This is a genomic window from Methanococcoides seepicolus, assembly GCF_023684405.1.
Lineage (GTDB): Archaea > Halobacteriota > Methanosarcinia > Methanosarcinales > Methanosarcinaceae > Methanococcoides > Methanococcoides seepicolus.
The window spans coordinates 65,869-85,623 of sequence record NZ_JAGSOI010000005.1 but is presented as its reverse complement, the minus strand read 5'-3'; the positions used below and the strand labels follow the sequence as shown (position 1 = coordinate 85,623).

The following is a 19,755-nucleotide window of genomic DNA, read 5'->3' as shown; positions in this document are numbered from 1 at the left end:
TCTTTTCTTTTTTATGGCTTGTCAGGTCTTTTGGTGTTAGGACAGAACTCCGCCATTCGTGAAATCTCGAATTGATTTCATCATAGCGTAAACTCAGCAGTAACCTTCACCACATTTCCAACCTTTCCCTCACATGAGCATTGAGAGTAAATGGCTTATCGCTCATAGCATCAACTCCTTATCTTTAACATTTCATTCAAGAATGTCAAAATATGTACGCTTGTGGAGTGTAACTGCTTATACCTGACATTTAATGTACATTTGTAATTCTTCAATATCTGACATCTAAACAAGGAATGTTAATATTAAGACTTGGATTGATTGGGGGGTTCAAATCGCATCCCTCGCACAACAAGTCGGGGATATAGGTAAGGAAGTTGGGGAAGTGGGGGCTTTGGTCTTGTGAGGAAAGGGGTATAAGTGTAGGGAGCATAGACTGGAGTATAGATAATTCTTTAGGTGATGAAAAATGGTAGCAGTTGAAGATAGTAAACTTATTAGAAGAGAAAGGGTCAAGGCTATGCTATTGATGGGCTGTAGCAAGGCTGAGATAGCTGAAGAGCTGGGTGTCCATACCAGTACTATCTCTTGTGATGTTCATGCTATCAGCCAGGTTGCTATTTTGGAGCAGGCCAAGGATGCCACAAGTGTTGTTTTTGCTCAGTACCAGCAGGACATTGAATGGGCTGTGGACCAGGCAAGGAAGATGCAGGAGGCTCTGGTGGGTCCAGACGATATGAGTCCTGAAGAGGGTAGGATTGATGCCCTGGGGTTCATTGTGAAGACACGGAAGGAAAGTTTGGAGCTGGCTCAGAAGTTGGGATTGTTAGAGCAGGTGGCTGAGAAGAAGGATGTCAATTTGAATGTGGCAGGTGGATTGTTGGACCCTGCCACGATAAAGCAGTTCGGGGATTACATGGCTTGCCATGCTAATGAGGTCAATGATGAAAAGTGAGGTCCTGGAACAGCTAAAGCGGCTGAGACCAGACAAATAGCTGAGCACTCCAAACCCTTTTTTGCTAAATATTACATGGGCTTGGATGTGCCTGAGCACCAAAGGAAATGGTACGATTACTGCGCACAATCATTCGGGGATATAGGTAACTTGATTTTTTTGCACGGGATTGTGTGCATATTTTGCAAAATCCAAATTATGAATAGGATTTCATGTCAATAATCGGAGAATTCCGATAAACCTCTCCAACAGAAGTAAAATTTATAACCCATTATGATAATTTTATATTATGTCCTTAACGAACTTTGCTCTTAAAGAAGAGTACAAACGTCTTGAAAATCTCGGTGACAAGCTCTCTGAAATCGAATCTCTCATAGATTGGAAACCATTTCGTCCGATTATAGCAGAGATGTATAACAACAAATCAGAGTTAGGTGGCAGACCAAACCTTGATGAAATCGTCATGCTCAAGATGTTAGTATTGCAACAATGGCATGGGCTATCTGATCCTGAACTTGAAATACAGGCAACTGATAGAATTTCCTTTAGGAAATTTTTAGGCTTTCCTGCAAAGATTCCTGACAGCACTACTGTTTGGTCTTTTAGAGAACGGATTTCTCAAGCAGGAAAAGAGGATGAAATATGGAATGAATTGCAAAGACAACTAGACAATAAAGGATTGAAAATCAAGAAAGGTATGATTCAGGATGCAACATTTATACATGCTGATCCAGGACATGCAAATCTTGACACTCCTCGTGGAAATGATGCAAAGACCAGAAGATGTAAGGATGGTACATGGACAAAAAAAGCATCTAAATCACATTTTGGATATAAACTACATACCATTGAAGATACTGACTATGATCTGATAAGGAGATTTAAGACAACTACTGCATCAGTTCATGATAGTCAGGTGGATCTTTCTGAAGAAGGAGAGGTTGTTTACAGAGATAGAGGTTACTTTGGTGCAATTTCAAAAGGATATGATGCAACTATGCAAAGGGGAGTACGAGGACATCCTATTGGTATTCGGGATAAGATGAGAAACAATAGGATTAGCAGAATAAGAGCAAAAGGGGAAAGACCCTATGCTGTTATCAAAAATGTGTTTACATCAGGATTTGTAAGAGTGACAACGTTGGCAAGAGCAAATGTCAAAATGTTAATTACAGCACTCAGTTATAATCTCTATCAATTGAGGACAATCAGAAGAAAATCTTTAGGATGAATAGCGGTAGCTATTCAAAAAAGTTGAAAAGTATATAAATGGATACTAGCAAACTGCTGGAAATAGAGAGAAATACTCAAAAAATTAGCCGAACAAATTTGCTTTAAAAAAATAAGCAGTTAATCGCAATTCTCTTATGTTTCTCTGTGGGGGCTATGACTGAAATGACAGATCCTGACATCCAATCTCTAATAAAAAACAAAGATTATCAAGGAATACTTGATGCATTACGCCATAATGATGCTAAAATTAGACATGAGGCCGAAGAGACATTTATGGAGGTCGCAGAATTTGATATCGTTGATGTCCTAATCCAGTCTCTCAGTAGTGAAGATAACAAGATAAGAAGATTTGTTGCAAGAGTTCTTGGAGAATGCAACGATTCACGTATTGTAGATCCTCTTCTTAGTGTTCTAGACGACGAAGATGAATGTGTTGTTGACTATGCTGCTTCATCTCTTGGTGGCCCTAAGGACAAAAAAGCAGTTGATCCTCTCATAAATACACTATCTCATAAATACTGGGCAGCTCGCAGTTCCGCAGCTTCCTCTTTGGGTCTTATTGCTGACCCAAAAGCAATTGATCCTCTTATAATATCTTTATCTGATCGAGTAGACGAGGTAAGATACTATTCCGAAGAGGCGCTCCAACATTTTAATGATAAAAAAGCGATTGAAGCTTTGGAGAAATACTATGATGACCAAGTCCCCGTTCATCTTAAACAAGTTGCCAAATCGTTCAGAAACTTTAAAAAATCTGATCCAATCACTCTCCTTACAAAATACTTGAGCGATGAAAACGATGAAGTTCGGAAATATGCTGCAATCCACTTAATAGATTTAAAAGATGAAAGAGCTACAGATGCTTTGATAACATCTCTTTCTGATAGTTTCTTGGCTGTCCAAATATCTGCTTCTAATGCCCTTGGAAACATAGGGACACAAGAAGCGATTGAACCTTTAATAAATAATTTACATAACAAAAATGTAAATATTCGAAAATGGGCAGTACGTGGATTAGGATATGCGAGAGAGGGTTTACCAACAAAAGATATGTTTGACCTATTAAACGATGATGATGCCCATGTTCGATATGTAGCGATAACTGCATTGAGTAGGACAGGAACTATATACCAAAAACAAAACATAGATCTGCTTCTAAAAAATACAAACAATAGTTCAGAATATGTAAAATATGGAGTCATAGCTGGTTTAAGAGAGATAGGCGATAAAAGAGCAATAAAACCACTTATAGAACTTTTAAATGATGAAAATATTGGTGTAAGAGGATCTGCATCTGCAGCACTTGGAGAATTTGGAGAAGTTGCTATAGAACCTCTAGCTCAGATTTTTGAAAACAAAGACAATTTCAAAAAGAAGCGGTTATTGAGAGCAGCAGCTGAAGCCCTTGGTTACATTGAAAGTCCGAATATAGTCGATTTACTACTAAAAGCGATTTCTGTAAGAGATGCATATGTAAGGAAGCGAATAGCTCTTGCTCTTGGAAAGTTCAAGGATAAAGAAGTAATTAGGGTTTTAAAAGTTTGCTTAAATGATGAAAATCTGCAAGTTCAAAAAGCTGCCAAAAAATCATTAAATAAGTTGAGATAACTTTCCTTTGCTTCACTTCGTTTTTGCTAAACGATAATCGCATAGCATAGAATGGAACCAGTATTTATTCATCATCAAACAAATAATCAAGATACAGCTTTCTAACACAAGTGGACCCATATGGCCCAATCAGCCATACCTCACGCCACTATCATCATCGTCTATTCTCAAGCAAGATGCTTTATCAAGTCCCTTCCACGATCACTCTTCAAGACTAACTGAAGCAGTTCAGGTATCTTCTCCTCGTATGCCTGGATCTTGTCAAGCGATTCACGGTCCAGTACAAGCGAACATTGGCTGCAGAACTTATCTGAAGGTCTCAGTACATTGTTACAGCGTGGACAGGCCTTAAGTGTCACATGTCTCTTATCTTCGGTCTTGAGGCCATATTTCTCAAAGATCCTATCGTTTATCTCATTGTCAGTAAAGTTCGCGTAGATCTTGAACATCTGTGTGGATCCACGGGACCAGCCAGCTCTATGTTTGATCTCCTGTTCATTGAGGCCGTCAAGTATCCAGTTAGTGATAGCAAGATGCCTGAAGATATGGGGGTTTACTGGTTTCTTTATTCCAGCCCGTTCTCCAATGTTCTTGAGTGTCACACGGATTGTTTTGTAGCTTAAGGGTTCTCGGTTCTTATCAAGGGTCACCCATAGAGGAGCATCAGGATTATCCTGGAAAGGATGGACAGAGATCCACTGATTGAGATACCCTGTTGACCAGGTAAGGGGAATGCCTTTTGCGGCTGTTGTCTTCTTGCTCTTAGAGGTCTGTGAGATGTACAGAATAGCCCCATACTGATTGAACTCAGCGTGTTTGATACGGCAAGATGCCAGAGCTCCTACACGCATGCCGGAGTCAGCAAGGACAGCAATTAGGGCTTTATCACGTGGATGTTTGCAGGCTGATAGGAGCTTATCAAACTCTTCCCGGGTCAATAGATCATGTGGTTGTACAGGACTTGCTACATCCTTTAGTTTGATGTTCTTGACCCATGCAGGGGGATCTCCTGCAGTAGACCACCGGAAGAATTTCTTAACAAGCTTCTTGTGGTTCCTTAAGGTGCTTTTTGAGAGTCCCTTCTCATCTTCCATGTACAATAAAAGTTTGTCAAGATCGTTCTGGTCGATCTGATCGAAGTCTTTGTGGATTCCGATGTCCTGGAATCGTTGGATCATCCTTGTAGCATAGTTGATGTAACCGGTAATGGTACTCTTAACAAGGCCTTCATGGCGGCAGGCTATTGCGAATTGCTCTAATAGTTCCCGGTTTCTCTCCCCTATATCAGCACTCCTCAGCCTCTTCATTGCCTGGATATATCCTGTATCATAGCTATGTATATCGTCTACGTCGCGAGTCATATTTTATAATTAGATGCTTAGGACTATATACTTTTGTTAGATGAGCCGGTTAGGCCCATTCAATTTATCCATCATCTAATTCTCTTAGGTTTTGTTATGACCCAGCCTATTCTAATTGCTGTTCTAATATCTATAATCTAAAATTCTACTTATTGATCCAAAAATACGGGATACCATGTAAAAAAGGAAATCGGGTCTATGGCTTGACCTCATAGTTCCATTTTATATTTCAACTTCATATTTCCTTATACTTCGACCCTATACTTTTCCGCTTTTTCGGTCGGGTGGTAGATTATCCAGTTCCCTTTCTTTTCTCTTCTAATGAGTCCGCTGGCAACAAGGGTCGAAAGGTGGTATGATAATTTAGAATCTGACATCTTCATTATTTCTTTAATGAGGCAGACACAAAGAGGCTGCACAAGAATGAGGCTAAGTATTTTCAATCGTATGGTGGAAGATAGTGCATGATGGATGGTGCTTTGCTCTGCAAGTTTATCCTCGTTCGCTATTCTAAGGGCTATACCTTCTGTGCCTCCAAGCAACTTTACTTCGTTCTCGATCGGTTCTGGGATTATCATTAAATACACCACTGGAAGTATGGTCTGTAAAAGCTTGGTCTAATATGTTGTAATACTTATAATCTCTTTTGTGAAAGCTTGGTTCATATTTTTTGATATTAAACAAATTACTTTATTTTATTGTATTTCAGGCTATACATTGATCTCGTCATAATGAAGAGTATGCTATTAAAACAAGCTGGCCAATAAGACCTGAAAATAGTGGTATAATTAAATTATCATCCAACTTGTATATCAAAGTTTCAATTATCGTAGCTGCTAAAGCCATTGTTAAAGCTACAATCCAATTTGAAAGGAATAAATAACCAATGACCAGGTTCACAAAGAATTCAGAAATAACACCTTCCCATGCCCTATCCGGAAGATTTTTTATCCACCTTTTGCCGTAACTTATTCCTACCAAAGCTGCTGCGCTATCTCCAAAAGTTGTCATTAATATTGCTGCAGATGCAACTTCCTTTGAGAAAATACTTATGGCGATTATACTCCCTATCAAAAAATATGAAGTTCCACTCAGTTTGTCTTTTTCCTTTGATCTATAAAGCTTCCATACAATCGGGACCTTTACTCCTTTTTCTACTCGGAAAAAATCGATTAGTAAGACGAAGCAGAGGACCAGTGTCAAAAAATCAAGTGTGAAATCTTTTCCCAAATAATAATAGATAAAAACGATAGATAGGGATACAACATGTATACTTTTTCTGAAAAATTCTTTTAAAATAACAGATTTTTGGTTATTTGATTGCATTTGTTGTCCCTCAAAGTCCTATTTTAGTTTTATCCCAATTTATCCACTCAAAAATATCAAAATAGGTTTATGATTTCTTTTGTGAGCCTTGGTTCAGATATTTTGATTCTATCATTTCTGTAATGGCTTCAGGTCCATTAAGAGCATGGGAAAGACTGCGTAAATACTGTGCCTTTTCTTTGTAAGCATCATTCTCTATTAACTGATGGATATGGTCAAGAAGCTTTTTGGGAGAGATGGAATAATCAAGGCGTTTTCCGCACCCTTCCTCTTCAAGGGATGTTGCATTGTTCTCCTGTTCACTGTGTCCCATATCCGGAAATGATAAAATGGGTACACCAAAAGATAATGCTTCCATCATCATACTATGCCCTCCAGGTGCGATGACAAGATCGGAACTTTTCAGATATGGGAACTGATCCTCGATGAATTTCATTATGGTGACGTTTTCCGGCAGACTTGTAAACTTATCGGAATCGATACTTGGTCCGGACAGGAGGGTATAATTGATATTTCGGTCAAGTCTGGCGGTTTCGATGACCTTGTGGAATAATGGCTCCCTGTATCCGAATCCTCCTATTGTTGATAGCACGTGTGGTCTCTTAAGTTCTGCTTCACGTACTTCCCTGTACTTCTTCCCAACAAGAGGTCCACTATAGAATACAGAGTCGAGAACTCTTTTTTCAAGATCAAGATTATACTTGCAGATGGTATCTGGCATTGGGAAGTCCGGTACGATAATTCCATCTACTTTCCTGAACACCATGGTGTAAAACCTCTTTGTTATTTTTCCAAGGGATCTCATGAAAAAGCTTTTTCCCATGAAGAACTCTTCCATGTTGGATTGGTTGACCATCAGATATACCGGTTTTTTTCTCATCCATGCCGAAAAGATGCCAGTGTAGTAACTGTCAGAAACCACAATGTCCGGATCGAAATCCTTTAGCATTCGGTGTACTTTTCCTATTCTCAGAAATTGTCCGCTTTTAATGGTCGCTATCACCGAGCTTTTAATATCGAGACTCCCCGAGTCTCCGACCAGTTGTATCTCAGGGACCATCTCTGCTGTTCGGAGTCCTTTTGTTTCAATAAGGTCCTTTGAATATCCATATGCTCCCATGAGCACTTCATGACCGGAAGCTTTCATTTGTTGTGCAAGGGATATGCATCGGCTGGTGTGTCCCAGTCCTTCTCCGCAGACAAAAAGCATTATCTTCATGATCGTTTCCCCTCTTCATTTTGGTATCTTCCAGCAATCAATTTTCCGGATCTTGTGACAATAAGTTCCCGATACCTTGTTGCAACATAATAACTTGTGAATGCCAGCATTATGCCCCCTATCAGATCTGTTATCCAGTGGATGCCAAGATAAAGTATGGTGAATTGGACGCTTATGGTCGTAAAGACCGCTAATGCCTTCAATCCTAAATTCTCTGTCCTCGTCAGAATAATGAGCATTGCCATAAGAGAGAGTGCAGCGTGCAGGCTGGGGAAGCAGTTGTCAAGTGTCGGGTCACATATGTGCACTATCTTAACTATTGAAGGGTCTAGTCCGTAAAGCAAAGGGGCCATGTTCGGAAGGGTGTTGCTCGTGACAGATACCGGGAACAATATGTAGAACGGATATGCTACAAGGTAGATAAGTGTGAACGCTATGGAGAATTCCTGAAGGCTTTTTGCATCCTTTTTGTATACGAATATGAGGAATGTTCCCATCAATAGAACTGAAAACCCTATCAGGTAGATAAAAGCTGAAAAATACGTGAGCCAGGGGGTTGCAAAAGCCTGTATGTATGTGACGGCATTGCCTTCTATCATCACCATAACGTCTGCATAGTTCAGGGATGGATTAATTCCTATATATTGTTCTATGTCGATCTGTAAGGTCATAAGCCCGAATACTATGGTCGCAGCAAGTGCGTATGGTTGATAGTTTGATATCAATGGGTGGTCATAAGCCCGATGATACAACATTTCCTGGCATCTCTGTCTAACAGTTCTTCCCTCTATGTCGATAGCAGCTCTCTCAAGGATGTTGTTCTCTTCATTTTTGGAATTCATTCACATTCCTCAGAAATTAACGCGCAAAAGATATTTTATTTGTTAAACATCCTTTTTAGTTGGTCAGTATTTGTACGTATTGTATTTATACATTGTGAATATCGTAACACTCGTCGATATATCGGAACAAATTCCTTATATGGGACTACTAATATATGGAATAATAGTTTTGTGTTAAGCTGATCCACAATTGTAGGGATGATCGAACTTGAATAATATGAAAAAATGGTTAATAATTTCTCTTTTTATTAGCATTATCTCTATTATTGGTGTGATGTTCTACACTTTGGATCCTCAAACACTGGAAAGTATTCGCAATATAAGACTGGAGTTCCTTTTACTTGCATTATGCCTACATCTGTTGTCCTATCTCCTGTGGGGCTTGCGTACAAGGTCAATGTGCAAATTCCTTGGGTTCGATGTTTCTATTCCAAGGGCTGTTGAGATCGTGACCTCAAGTACTTTCCTTGCATCGGTCACGCCTTCATCTATTGGCGGTGAGCCACTGAGGGTACATCTGCTCGGTCAGGAAAATGTGCCTGTGGGGTCTGCAACAGCTGTTGTCCTTGGGGAAAGATTACTTGATGGTGTACTTATACTGGTCTCTGCTCCGATAGCACTGCATTTATTTCGTGGTGTGATATCGATCTCCGGGCTGAACACTCTGGTAGTGATGGGTGAATTGTTACTGTCTCTTACTTTCCTGATCGTGATATATGCGGTCTGGCATCCCCATCATACAAAGAAAGCATTTAATTATGTGATCCATCGTGTTGCTGTAATTACGGGGAAGGCGGACAGTTCACGTCTTGAAAGGCTCACAGATAAGTTGGATATGGTCATTGATGATTTTCATAGCAGCATGGCCTTTTTTGTTACAAAAGGACGTAAAGGTTTGTTCTTTGGAAGTGTTTATACTATCCTTTTCTGGATAGTTGAATTTGCAATGGTCCCTGTTATACTCATGGGATTGAACCAGCCACCTGCTATTGTTATTTCTTTTGCTGCACAGGTGCTTCTCATGATCTTACTTGTGCTACCTATAACTCCAGGTTCAAGCGGGATAGCCGAACTTGGTGCAACCTCGCTATTCTCTTTATTCGTCCCTGTTTATCTAATAGGTATTGTTGTAGTGGCATGGCGTGCTTTCACTCTTTATCTGAACCTGATAGTGGGTGGTTTTGTTAGTTTTAAGATACTCAAGGATACGGAATACCTGAAGGATCTAATGAAATGATGTCCTGGCAACAACATATTTGTTCTCAAAGGTAATATATCCTTAAAACAATAGTTATGGGTAGGTTGGTATCGATCAAATTAAAATTAAATCGAATTGAATGGAATTGATTGGATCAAAACGTATTATATTGAATAAATTGTGAGTGTCAGAATGTTTCCTATTATAGCAGTCGATATCTCTGGAAGGCATAAGATAAAAGATGGATATTATATGGTCTGTGCTGCGGTTGCTATGGAGGTTTCTGCCAGTCATATCGAATCAATTTCGCAGATAGCCATTAAGCCGTTTTTAAGCCCTGATCCTCCTGATGTACTCGATATCGTAAGTATTATCGAGTTAACTGTTTCAGAGATCGATTTCCCTGGATCTATTATTGTTGAGAAGGGTGATCTATACAATAGGCCTGAATGGATGTCTAAGAAAATGTTCTCGCGGGATATCAAATATCAGGAATCTTTGAGTGAAAGGCTGGCGATAGAGTTTGCACATCATATTTCCTTAAGTTCCAGAAAACTTCTTATGAAAGAGCTCGACATCGAGTGATTTTGAATGTCAGTCTGAAAATAGTAAAAGGTCGATCATGAAAAAAGTAATCCTTGTACAGAGAAATGAGCCTGGTGCTGATCATGGTGTAAATGAGAGAAAGCTTGCCGAACTTAAGGAACTGGCAAGAGCTGCACATTATAGTGTAGTGGGTGTGCTGACACAGACGCGGTATCCTGACCGCAAGTATCAGGTAGGCAGGGGGAAGGTCGATGAACTGGCGGTGTTTGTGGAGGTATCAGGTGCTGAAAAAGTCATTTTTAATCACCAATTGTCAACTACGCAGATATATAATATCTCTGAGACCTGCAAATGTGAGGTAATTGACAGGTTCAATCTGATCCTTGAGATATTTGCCTCAAGGGCTACCACAAGGCGTGCAAAATTACAGGTGGAACTTGCAAGGTTGCAGTATGAGTTGCCAAAAGCAAGGTCTATAGTTTCTTTGCTTAAAAAAGATGAACGTCCTGGGTTTATGGGTCTGGGCGGTTATGAGGATTCCTACGAGCAGGACGTTAAGAAAAGGATAGTCAGGATAAGGAACGAAATTCATAGTTCTTGTAAGGGCAGTGAGTCCCTTCGCTCTTTCAGACATGAAAGGGGTTTTTCCCTCGTTGCCCTGGCAGGTTATACGAATGCAGGCAAAAGCACTCTTTTCCAGTCGCTTGTGAAGGAAGGGACTGAAGTTGAAGACATGCTTTTCACGACATTGTCCCCTACTACACGTTCCCTTTCAATAAATCAGAGGCGTGTGCTTCTTACTGATACAGTTGGTTTTATTGAGGACCTTCCTCATTGGATGGTCGATGCATTTCGGTCCACCCTTGATGAGATCTTTCTTGCGGACGTTATCCTCCTTGTGGTGGATATGAGTGATCCTGTGGAGGTGATAAGGCAAAAGCTTGTGGTAAGTCATGACATTTTCTGGAAGCGTATCGAAGGTGTGGAAATAGTTACTGTTCTGAATAAGGTCGATATGGTAGATTCGGATGTTCTCAAAAGGAAAGTTGATGCGATAAGTTATCTTGCACCTCACCCTGTACTCATCTCTGCAAGTTCGGGTGACGGTTTTGAAGCGCTTATGGATAAGATCTATGAGAATCTGCCTCATTGGGATCGTTCCCGGATCGCTTTGGATATGTCCAAAGAGAGTCTTTCGATAGTATCATGGCTATATGATGAAGGTATAGTCCATAGTATTGATTACGGTGAACAGATCGTCCTGGATATTGAGGCCCGGGAAGAGATATTACAAAAGGTCAGTAAATTTAATATTGATGATCATAGGGTTCTGAGCTAATTGGTATTTCGTTCGCGTCCATACGAAACATTTATATCAGAAAAGATAGTTCTATCAAATGCGAACGGGTTTCCTCCAAACCCCCCAAAGTACCACCACAAACTATGATTTAATTGAATCCTTCGTCCCGTTCGCTTTCTTTTCTTCAAAACGTTTATAACTTTAGAGAACAGCCTACTATACATGCGTTTTGATCTTCACGTGCATTCCTGTTTTTCAAAGGACAGTAATTCAGATCCTGCTTCTATTCTTGAATATGCGAAAATTAACGGTCTTGATGGTGTGGCAATTTGTGACCATGATACCCGTGAGGGAGGTCTTGTTTGTTCTCGTCTGGCAAAGGAGACTAATTCGGATATAATTGTTATTCCTGGCATAGAGGTAACTTCTTCTAAGGGTCATATCCTTGTCCTTGACCCGAAAGGGGACATTGAATCAGGCATGACTCCTGAGGAAACTATTGAGCGTGCAAGGGAACTTGGTGCTGTTGTGATAATCCCGCATCCCTTTAAGATAACCTCACATGGAATTGGTTATGTGGATGGGTTGGATGCTGATGCAGTGGAAGTACTGAATTCCAGATGTGTGACCGGATTTGCCAACAACAAGGCCAGGAATGTCACAGGAGTTTTAGGGTTTCCACAGGTAGGGGGAAGTGATTCACATGAGGCGAAGATGGTTGGTTGTTCATATACTGAGATCGATGCTACGGATCGGACGCTTGAGTCGGCGCTTGAGGCCATACGTAACGGTAAGGTCAGACCGGGTGGGAAAAGAACACCTGTATCACATGTTTTGAAACAGGTAGTTGTTGGAAGGATCAAAAAAGCTAAAAAGGCTTTAGGTAAAGCCTAACATTTAAATTTTCTGTTTCAATCCTGAACATATTCTTCATTGAACATTTTCAGTATCAATAGGAATGCTGATATTAGCAGTGGTCCCACCACGATACCTACTAGTCCGAAGAGGTAGATACCGACAAAGATGCCAAGCAATGATACAAATGGATGCATTGCGCCTACTTTTTTCTGTATGTAAGGTCTTAACACATTGTCAATGTTGCTGAGGGCAATTCCTGCTATAAGGATCACTAAGGCTGCAACATAATCCTGTGTCACGAGCTTGAACAGGACTGCTGGCACCCAGACAAGAGGGGCTCCTACGACTGGTAGGAATGACAGTACTGTGGTGACAGCTGCCCAGAGGGCTACTCCGCTTATACCAACAGCATAGAATGTGATCCCTATGATCGTCCCTTGAAGAACGGCTATCAAAAGTGTGGCAATGAGTGTGGACTGGATGATATTTTTCATCTCGGTCAGAAGTTTATTTGTATTTCTTTTGCTAAATGGTATGAGATCCTGTAGTTGTTTGCTAACATCAGTATTGGTGGATGTGAACAGATAATATAGCAAAAAGAACATGATGGTGCCTGATATTAGAAGCCCGCTAATATTCTGTACTGCTCCTATGAGATACTTGCTAAGGTATGAACCTATGGTGGATACGAGGCTGACTATCTTGCCCTGAACATCAATGTCAGGTGCAATTTCATTTATGTAACCAATATTCTTCATGATATCAAAATTATTCGTGATATCCACATAACTGATATTTGTGGTAATGCTGTTTATTACTACTTCTATTTCCCCTATTATCAGGGTGAACACGTAGTATAGGGGTAATACTACCAGTATCATTGAAAGTATCATTACCAAGATGGCGGATACATTTTTTTTCAGTTTAATACGTTCTGTCAGTAAACAGTAGACTGGTTTGAATATGACATATAGAATAAATGCTGCCAGAAATGCATTGATATAAGGTAATAATGCATAACTCAATACAGCTGCAAGAATAATGATGCTGAGAAGGGCCAGGGCCAACTTTACTGTTCTTTCCTTTTTCATCAGAATCAGTCCGACCCGATTATATTTATAATGTTTGCAGGCAATGCATTGCTATTCTATTATTGATTCAAAGGATGAACTGTCTCTTCAGATTGGCAGTTTCACTCTTAAAATAGTGCCTTCCTCGATCTTGCTTGATACGGATATTAAACCATTGTGGGCTTCAATTATCTTTTTACATATGTGCAGGCCCACTCCGGTTCCTCCATACTTTCTTCTTGTGGAGCCGTCTACCTGATAAAATCGGCTGAAGATGTTCGATAGAAGTTCTTTAGGGATGCCAATTCCTGTATCTTCAATAGTTACAATTATCGATTCACTGTCACTGAGTGCAGAAACTGTTATCTTTCCACCTTCGGGGGTGAATTTGATCGCATTGTCCAGAAGGTGGTTTATCATCCTTTTGAGACGGTCTGTATCTCCCTGTATAATGGGCAAGTCCTCTTGGATATCTGTTTCGATAGTAAGTCCTTTTTTCTTTATTGCAACGCTAAGGTCTTCAATTATCTCTTCGATGATGGCCGTGGGGCAAAGCGGAACCATATTGTATCTTATGTTCTTTGTGTGTTCTCCGCTTACATAGAGTAATGATTCCACCAGGTTCCTTAATCGGTCTGAATTTCTTAGAACAGCATCAATGGCATTTTTCTGAGCATCATTTATAGGTCCCATATCTTCTTTCAACATAAGTTCGGTAAATCCTTTTATTGAAATGAGGGGCGTTCTAAGTTCATGGTTCAGGTTCGTGAGGAACTGGTCCTTTATGGTGTCAAGAAGCTCTAATTCCCGATTTGCTTCTTCCATTGCCTTTTCTGCGATCTTCCTTTCGGTTATATCATCACCAGAACTGATGGTGCCGACTATATTGTTGTCCTCATCCCTTAGAACTACATCATGCCAGAATATCAGTCTCTCCTCATTTGTTTTGGTGATAATTGGCTTTTCTGAATATTCCGGTGGTACCAGTTCGCCTTCAAGAACTCCCATATATCCTTCTTTTATCCTTTCTCTGATATATGCTGGAAGGAATGCATCGAACCAGTTCTTTCCGATGATCTCATCTTTATCATATCCGAGAACATCACATGCTTTCTGGTTTACAAGTGTGACCTTCAGGTCCTTGCCTATAACTCCGATGATCGAACCGGCAACATCTACGTATTTTTGTGCCTGATCTCTTTCTTTGATGAGTTGTCCGTGAAGTCCCTTCATGCGGAGCAGGGATCGTACTCTTGTTGTAAGTTCAAGGACGTCCAATGGCCTTACGAGAAGATCATCAGCTTTCGATTCGATGGCTTTTGTTTTTTCGTCATCGTCCATTATAGAAGTTATCATTATGACCGGTAAAATATTGTTGCTTTCTTCTCCTTTGAGAACTCTGCATACTTCATGACCATCTATTTCGGGTAAGTTGCTGTTCAAAAGTACAAGGTCGGGAAGTTGCTCTTTTGTGATCATGACCGCTTCACTTCCATTTACGGCCCTTATGATGTCATAATTTGGGGGTAGGTGCGAGATCAATGCTTCTGCTTCCCTTTCGTCAGCTTCCGCTATCAATATCTTTGGCTTCTTCTCAATGCGATTATCGTTTTCCCCTATTTTCATTACTGCACCTTTGGTTTTTGTCTCTATGGGTGCTTACAATAAAATAAAAATTATAATAAGTTTATGGTCGTTCAATTACCTGACATTATTGTTGTTTGAAACAATGCATGTTTATTTAAGACGAACGTTCATTTGAACAGGCCAATATTGTCTTTTTGAACCACATGATCATAGTTCTTGTATCCGAGTATATCTGCTATCTCGTTGGTCTGTTTTCCTTTGATAGCTTTCAGTTCTTCGGATGTGTAATCCGTTATCCCTTTACCGAAAACAAAACCGTCACATTCAAGTTTTACAATGTCACCTCGGTCAAAAGTACCTGCAATATCGAGAACTCCTGAGGGAAGTAGACTCATTCTCTTTGTCAATGCTTCTTTTGCACCGTCATCTACTACGATGGTTCCCGACGATCTGGCAAGGATTATCCAACGTATGCGATTCTTGAGTACGAACTGATTGGTGAGGAACAGGGTTCCTATCTCTTCGCCATCCAGTATTCTTCGGATACCTTTATTGACATTGCTGTTTGCGATAACCATGTAGCAGCCTGACATATTGCAGATCTTAGCGGCCTCTATCTTTGTCCTCATACCTCCGACACCTTTCATGCTCGTCGGGTTTCCGCCATAGCTTTCGATGGTGGGGGTTATCTCTTCAACGGTCCTCAGTAGAACTGCATCATCGTGTCTTTTTGGATTCTTGTCATAAAGGCCCTCGATATCTGTAAAGAGTATTAACAGGTCTGCTTCCATCTTGCTGGCGACCATCGCTGAAAGTTTATCGTTATCCCCAAGGGTTGCTTCTATCTCATGTACGCAGATGGGATCGTTCTCGTTGATTATGGGGATGACCCCATAGCTCAAAAGAGTGGAAATACTGTTCCTGAGGTTGAGGTAGGTCAGGCGGTTGGTGAATGAATCGTATGTTAGCAGGATCTGTGCTACATTCAAACCATATTTTTGGAATGCTTCTGTCCAGTGCTGCATGAGGACTCCCTGCCCCACAGCAGCGGCAGCCTGGCGTACTGGTATCTCTTTCGGACGACATCCAAGGTCGAGTATTTCAATACCTATTCCTATGGAACCGGAACTTACCAGTATTATCTCTTTTCCGGCTCTATGCAGCTCAGATACCTGTGATGCTATCGTATCCATGAATTCGTTATCAAGACTGCCATCTTCCTTGCTTATGGAAGTTGTGCCTATTTTAACAACGATCTTTTCGGCATCACCGAATATCTCTTTTCTATTGGTCAAAGTGCTACCTCACATGCTTTTTATCATCATTCGTTGATAATGTCGGAGAGCTTGCGGTCAAGTTCTTTGTGCGTAAATGGTCTTGGAGTGTCTCCTGCATAGGTTGCGACCTTATCACCATTTCCAAGAAGCACATATTTGTAAATGACAAGTCCTTCCATTCCCACGGGGCCGCGGGCGTGTATCTTGTTGGTGCTGATCCCGACCTCTGCTCCTTTTCCATAACGGAATCCGTCTGCGAATCGTGTGGATGCGTTCACCATTACACTGGATGAGTCGACAAGGGCGATGAACTGTTTTCTCTTTGCTTTGTTCTCGGTGATGATCGCATCTGTATGGTGTGAACCGTACTTGTTGATGTGGTCGATAGCCTCTTCAATTGAATCCACGAGCTTGATGGAGAGGATAAAGTCGTTGTATTCGGTCTTCCAGTCATTTTCGGTTGCTTTTGCAATGTTCGTGTTGCCAAGTTTTTCTGCTATGGCGTATGATCCTTCATCAAAACGAAGCTCAACTCCTGCCTCCTCATATCTTTTTATCATCTCTGGCAGGAAATCTTCGGCTATTTCCCTGTTTATGAGCAGGGTTTCCATTGCGTTGCATACTGCAGGATATTGTACCTTTGAGTCAAAACAGACATCATAGGCTTTGTTCAGGTCAGCATCAGTATCAACATATACATGGCAGATACCATCTGCATGTCCTAATACTGATATCTTGGTATTGTCCTGTATGAACTTCACGAAGTCGTTAGAGCCACGTGGGATAAGAAGGTCGATGTATTCGTCAAGAGCAAGAATGTCCATTACTTCTTCTCTTGTTTCCATGAGCTGGAATGCACCTTTTGGTATTCCCTGGGTGTTTTCCAGAGCTTCTACAAGTATATTGAATATGACACGGTTCGAGTTCAGTGCTTCACTTCCGCCTTTGAACACTGTTGCATTACCACTTTTAAGGCAAAGGGACATGACCTGTGGTACCACATCGGGTCTGGATTCAAAAATAACTCCAATGAGGCCGATCGGGGAGCTGACCTGATAGAGTTCAAGCCCTTTGTCGAGTTCAAGTGTCTTTATTGTCCTGCCGGATGGGTCTTCCAGTTTTATGACATCCCGTATGCCACTGATCATACCATCGATCTTGGGGTCGGTCACTTTCAAACGATCGACAAGTGCCTGTGAAAGCTTGCCTTCGTTTTTCATCCTTTCAGCTTCTTCAAGGTCGGCTTTGTTCGCTTCCAGTATCTTGTTACGGTTGGCATCAAGTGCTTTTGCCATAGCTTCCAGAGCGTTATCCTTTGTCTGAGTGTCTACACTTGCAAGTACGATGGATGCCATTTTTGCTTCCATTACCTTTTGTTCTATGTCTGTGGCCATGAAGTGATCACCCTTGTGTGAATTATGATGTTCGAATATTAAAGAATTGCATTTATCCAATGCTGTTTGAATGCTTTGGATGATGATTACTTTACTGATATAATTAACGATTTATTCAGGGATTTTTACAGTTTATAGCATTCAGGCGAAAAGCTTCTGCTATTCAAAATAATAATTTACAGATAAAATTTCCCTAAAAAATAAAAAAAGAAGAAAAAAGCAGGCAAATGCCTGCTTTTTAGGTTGTTGAAATTATTTTGCCGGGATGATGAGGGATCTCTCACCAGCTGGCTCGAACTCTTTCAATGCGCCTCTACCGAACTCTTTCCTTGGAGCGGTGAAGTCGAATGGAAGCATGTCATCTGCGAAGCAGACCTTGATCAGTGGGTTGACTGCCCATGCATCTCCACGTCCTGCGTGTGCTGCTGAAGTGATTGCGGCGTAACCGCCCTGGTGACCTACATTCATTGCGTAGTTAGGGTAGTTTGGACCACGGAGCTCAACAGGCAGACCTTCGTCGGACTGGAAGGAGAATACGTTTGCAGCACCACACTGGTCCTGCAGGTCGAAACCGAAGAAACCAAGACGTCCGAGTGCTTCCTTGTGCAGGTACATTGAAAGGTACCATCCGGAAAGACCAGCGTTTCCGTTTCCGGTTGCGAGTGCTGTTGCACTACCTGCTGCTGCGGAGAGTACTGTTGCTCTCTGGGAACCACCGAAGTGGTCTTCGAGTGCGGTTGGGTACTTCTCGTAGTTCTCGATACCATATATCGTGGACTCTGTTGCGATGTCCTTGACAACATCCATTGTTGCCTTGACCTTGTTGTCGGTACCCTTGTTTGCTGCACCATCGTACTTGTCGTTGATGTAGTCAACGTTGTAGTAGATGTTGTCATCAAGGATGTTGTTGGTGTATGCAGCGGTTGCGTACTGTGTGAAACCGACACCACCAGACATGTATGAACCGAGCCAGATCTGATCGTAGAGCATACATCCTGCACCTACTACCTCGAGAGCTACGTGTGCTGGATCTTCTGCGTCAACACGGCTTGTCTGAATGATATCAGCCATGTGACCGAAGGAAATTCCACCAGGCTCGTTTGGTCCACGAGCACGTCTTGCTGGAAGCATATCTCCCATTGAGATAACACCAGCATGCTTTGCTGCGTATGAAAGGTCAGCTACTGCTGCTTCACCAGCACACATGTTGTATGCTGCGATGAAGGACATACCGACCTGCATTGCCATCCACCTTGAGGTCTGTGCACCATCTGTTGTTCTGCTTACAACGGTTGGGATGTGTGCTGCCTGCCAGGTTGTCTTTCCAATAGCTGCTTTGAGTGCTTCTGCCTGTTCCTCTGGGAACTGCTTGTTGATGTTGATGAGGAATTGGTCATCGATCTCATCTGCAAGCTCGTCGTCACCGGTGAAGATCTTACAGTAACAGTCATCTACAAGAGCTGGGTGTGTTTCGACCATGTGCTCCTGAACAACTGCTCCGCCAGGGAGTGCGTGGTTGAGCACTTCAAGGTAGTGGTTGATCGTTTCTGGTGTGACTTCTATACCGAGACGCTTCTCGAGTGTCTCGTGAGCCATGTCCATACCGACAATTGTGGTTCTTCTGATGTCATCCCACATCTGCTGCATTGCAGCGTTGTTGACGTAGTGAAGATCATCGGACTCGACCATGATGTCAGTACCGGAAATGAAGGAAGGTGTAAGTGCTCTCTGACCGAGTGGTATACCACCACAGTGCATCATAGGATTGTAACCAACAAGACCTCTCTTGTCAGCCATTTCCTGGCCTGCCTTCCTCATTTCGACCTTTCTTGGGTTCTGGTCTACACCAAGACGGTAGTAGGTCACTTTCTTGTCAGTGATCTCTCCGCCTTCCATCTTGTTGTCGCCGTGTGCTTTTGTGAATTTGATTTCCAGATCTTTCTGGAACATTCTCTTTCTATCATCTGCCATTTTTCTCACC

Annotated in this window: 17 protein-coding genes; 7 read left to right on the top strand and 10 right to left on the bottom strand. The window is 41.5% G+C overall.

All coding sequences use genetic code 11. The features are described 5' to 3' along the window. Positions 1–469 precede the first annotated feature (469 nt). The 3 genes from KDK67_RS02475 to KDK67_RS02465 all read left to right on the top strand — a co-directional run bounded on the left by KDK67_RS02475 (position 470) and on the right by KDK67_RS02465 (position 3,796). Complete coding sequence (locus KDK67_RS02475; RefSeq protein WP_250867256.1) at positions 470–955, top strand: helix-turn-helix domain-containing protein; 486 nt, start codon at positions 470–472, stop codon at positions 953–955. A gap of 289 nt (positions 956–1,244) precedes the next feature. Beyond that, on the top strand, positions 1,245–2,186 hold the full coding sequence (locus tag KDK67_RS02470; protein WP_250867255.1) for an IS5 family transposase: 942 nt from the start codon (positions 1,245–1,247) through the stop codon (positions 2,184–2,186). 164 nt (positions 2,187–2,350) lie between these two features. Further along, on the top strand, positions 2,351–3,796 hold the full coding sequence (locus KDK67_RS02465; protein WP_250867254.1) for a HEAT repeat domain-containing protein: 1,446 nt from the start codon (positions 2,351–2,353) through the stop codon (positions 3,794–3,796). A gap of 167 nt (positions 3,797–3,963) precedes the next feature. Here the strand turns inward: KDK67_RS02465 and KDK67_RS02460 are convergent, their stop codons facing one another. From KDK67_RS02460 to KDK67_RS02440, 5 genes are all read right to left on the bottom strand, one after another. Continuing rightward, a complete protein-coding gene (locus KDK67_RS02460) occupies positions 3,964–5,157 on the bottom strand; it encodes a tyrosine-type recombinase/integrase (protein WP_250867253.1) in 1,194 nt (397 codons plus the stop codon). 245 nt (positions 5,158–5,402) lie between these two features. Continuing rightward, the gene (locus KDK67_RS02455) at positions 5,403–5,735 is read right to left on the bottom strand and encodes an ArsR/SmtB family transcription factor (protein ID WP_250867252.1); all 333 of its coding nucleotides are present in this window, start codon (positions 5,733–5,735) and stop codon (positions 5,403–5,405) included. 148 nt (positions 5,736–5,883) lie between these two features. Next, positions 5,884–6,483 (bottom strand): diacylglycerol/polyprenol kinase family protein, encoded by a 600-nt coding sequence (locus KDK67_RS02450; RefSeq protein WP_250867251.1) that lies wholly within the window; start codon positions 6,481–6,483, stop codon positions 5,884–5,886. Positions 6,484–6,550: 67 nt separating this feature from the next. Next, positions 6,551–7,702, bottom strand: a complete 1,152-nt coding sequence (locus KDK67_RS02445; RefSeq protein ID WP_250867250.1) for a UDP-N-acetylglucosamine--N-acetylmuramyl-(pentapeptide) pyrophosphoryl-undecaprenol N-acetylglucosamine transferase — start codon at positions 7,700–7,702, stop codon at positions 6,551–6,553. Then, the gene (locus KDK67_RS02440) at positions 7,699–8,544 is read right to left on the bottom strand and encodes a phosphatase PAP2 family protein (protein WP_250867249.1); all 846 of its coding nucleotides are present in this window, start codon (positions 8,542–8,544) and stop codon (positions 7,699–7,701) included. Before KDK67_RS02440 ends, KDK67_RS02445 begins: the two co-directional genes overlap by 4 nt. A 217-nt stretch (positions 8,545–8,761) precedes the next feature. Between KDK67_RS02440 and KDK67_RS02435 the strand changes: the two genes are divergently transcribed. The 4 genes from KDK67_RS02435 (at position 8,762) to KDK67_RS02420 (ending at position 12,482) form a co-directional block, all read left to right on the top strand. After that, a complete protein-coding gene (locus tag KDK67_RS02435; RefSeq protein WP_276575039.1) occupies positions 8,762–9,781 on the top strand; it encodes a lysylphosphatidylglycerol synthase transmembrane domain-containing protein in 1,020 nt (339 codons plus the stop codon). 153 nt (positions 9,782–9,934) lie between these two features. Further along, positions 9,935–10,327, top strand: coding sequence for a DUF2209 domain-containing protein (locus KDK67_RS02430; RefSeq protein WP_250867247.1), 393 nt, complete (start codon positions 9,935–9,937; stop codon positions 10,325–10,327). A gap of 37 nt (positions 10,328–10,364) precedes the next feature. Continuing rightward, on the top strand, positions 10,365–11,627 hold the full coding sequence (gene hflX, locus KDK67_RS02425; protein ID WP_250867246.1) for a GTPase HflX: 1,263 nt from the start codon (positions 10,365–10,367) through the stop codon (positions 11,625–11,627). A gap of 183 nt (positions 11,628–11,810) precedes the next feature. Next, positions 11,811–12,482: a PHP-associated domain-containing protein gene (locus tag KDK67_RS02420; RefSeq protein WP_250867245.1), complete on the top strand. Its 672-nt coding sequence runs from the start codon at positions 11,811–11,813 to the stop codon at positions 12,480–12,482. Between the two features lie 17 nt (positions 12,483–12,499). Here the strand turns inward: KDK67_RS02420 and KDK67_RS02415 are convergent, their stop codons facing one another. The 5 genes from KDK67_RS02415 to mcrA form a co-directional block, all read right to left on the bottom strand. Beyond that, entirely contained in the window at positions 12,500–13,537 is a 1,038-nt protein-coding gene (locus KDK67_RS02415) for an AI-2E family transporter (protein ID WP_250867244.1), read from the bottom strand. Positions 13,538–13,624: 87 nt separating this feature from the next. Continuing rightward, on the bottom strand, positions 13,625–15,142 hold the full coding sequence (locus KDK67_RS02410; RefSeq protein ID WP_250867243.1) for an ATP-binding protein: 1,518 nt from the start codon (positions 15,140–15,142) through the stop codon (positions 13,625–13,627). A 128-nt stretch (positions 15,143–15,270) separates the two neighbouring features. Beyond that, on the bottom strand, positions 15,271–16,398 hold the full coding sequence (gene proB / locus KDK67_RS02405) for a glutamate 5-kinase (protein ID WP_250867242.1): 1,128 nt from the start codon (positions 16,396–16,398) through the stop codon (positions 15,271–15,273). Positions 16,399–16,424: 26 nt separating this feature from the next. Then, positions 16,425–17,774 (bottom strand): glutamate-5-semialdehyde dehydrogenase, encoded by a 1,350-nt coding sequence (locus tag KDK67_RS02400; RefSeq protein WP_250867241.1) that lies wholly within the window; start codon positions 17,772–17,774, stop codon positions 16,425–16,427. A 252-nt stretch (positions 17,775–18,026) separates the two neighbouring features. Next, positions 18,027–19,745 (bottom strand): coenzyme-B sulfoethylthiotransferase subunit alpha, encoded by a 1,719-nt coding sequence (mcrA, locus tag KDK67_RS02395; RefSeq protein WP_250867240.1) that lies wholly within the window; start codon positions 19,743–19,745, stop codon positions 18,027–18,029. Positions 19,746–19,755 lie beyond the last annotated feature (10 nt).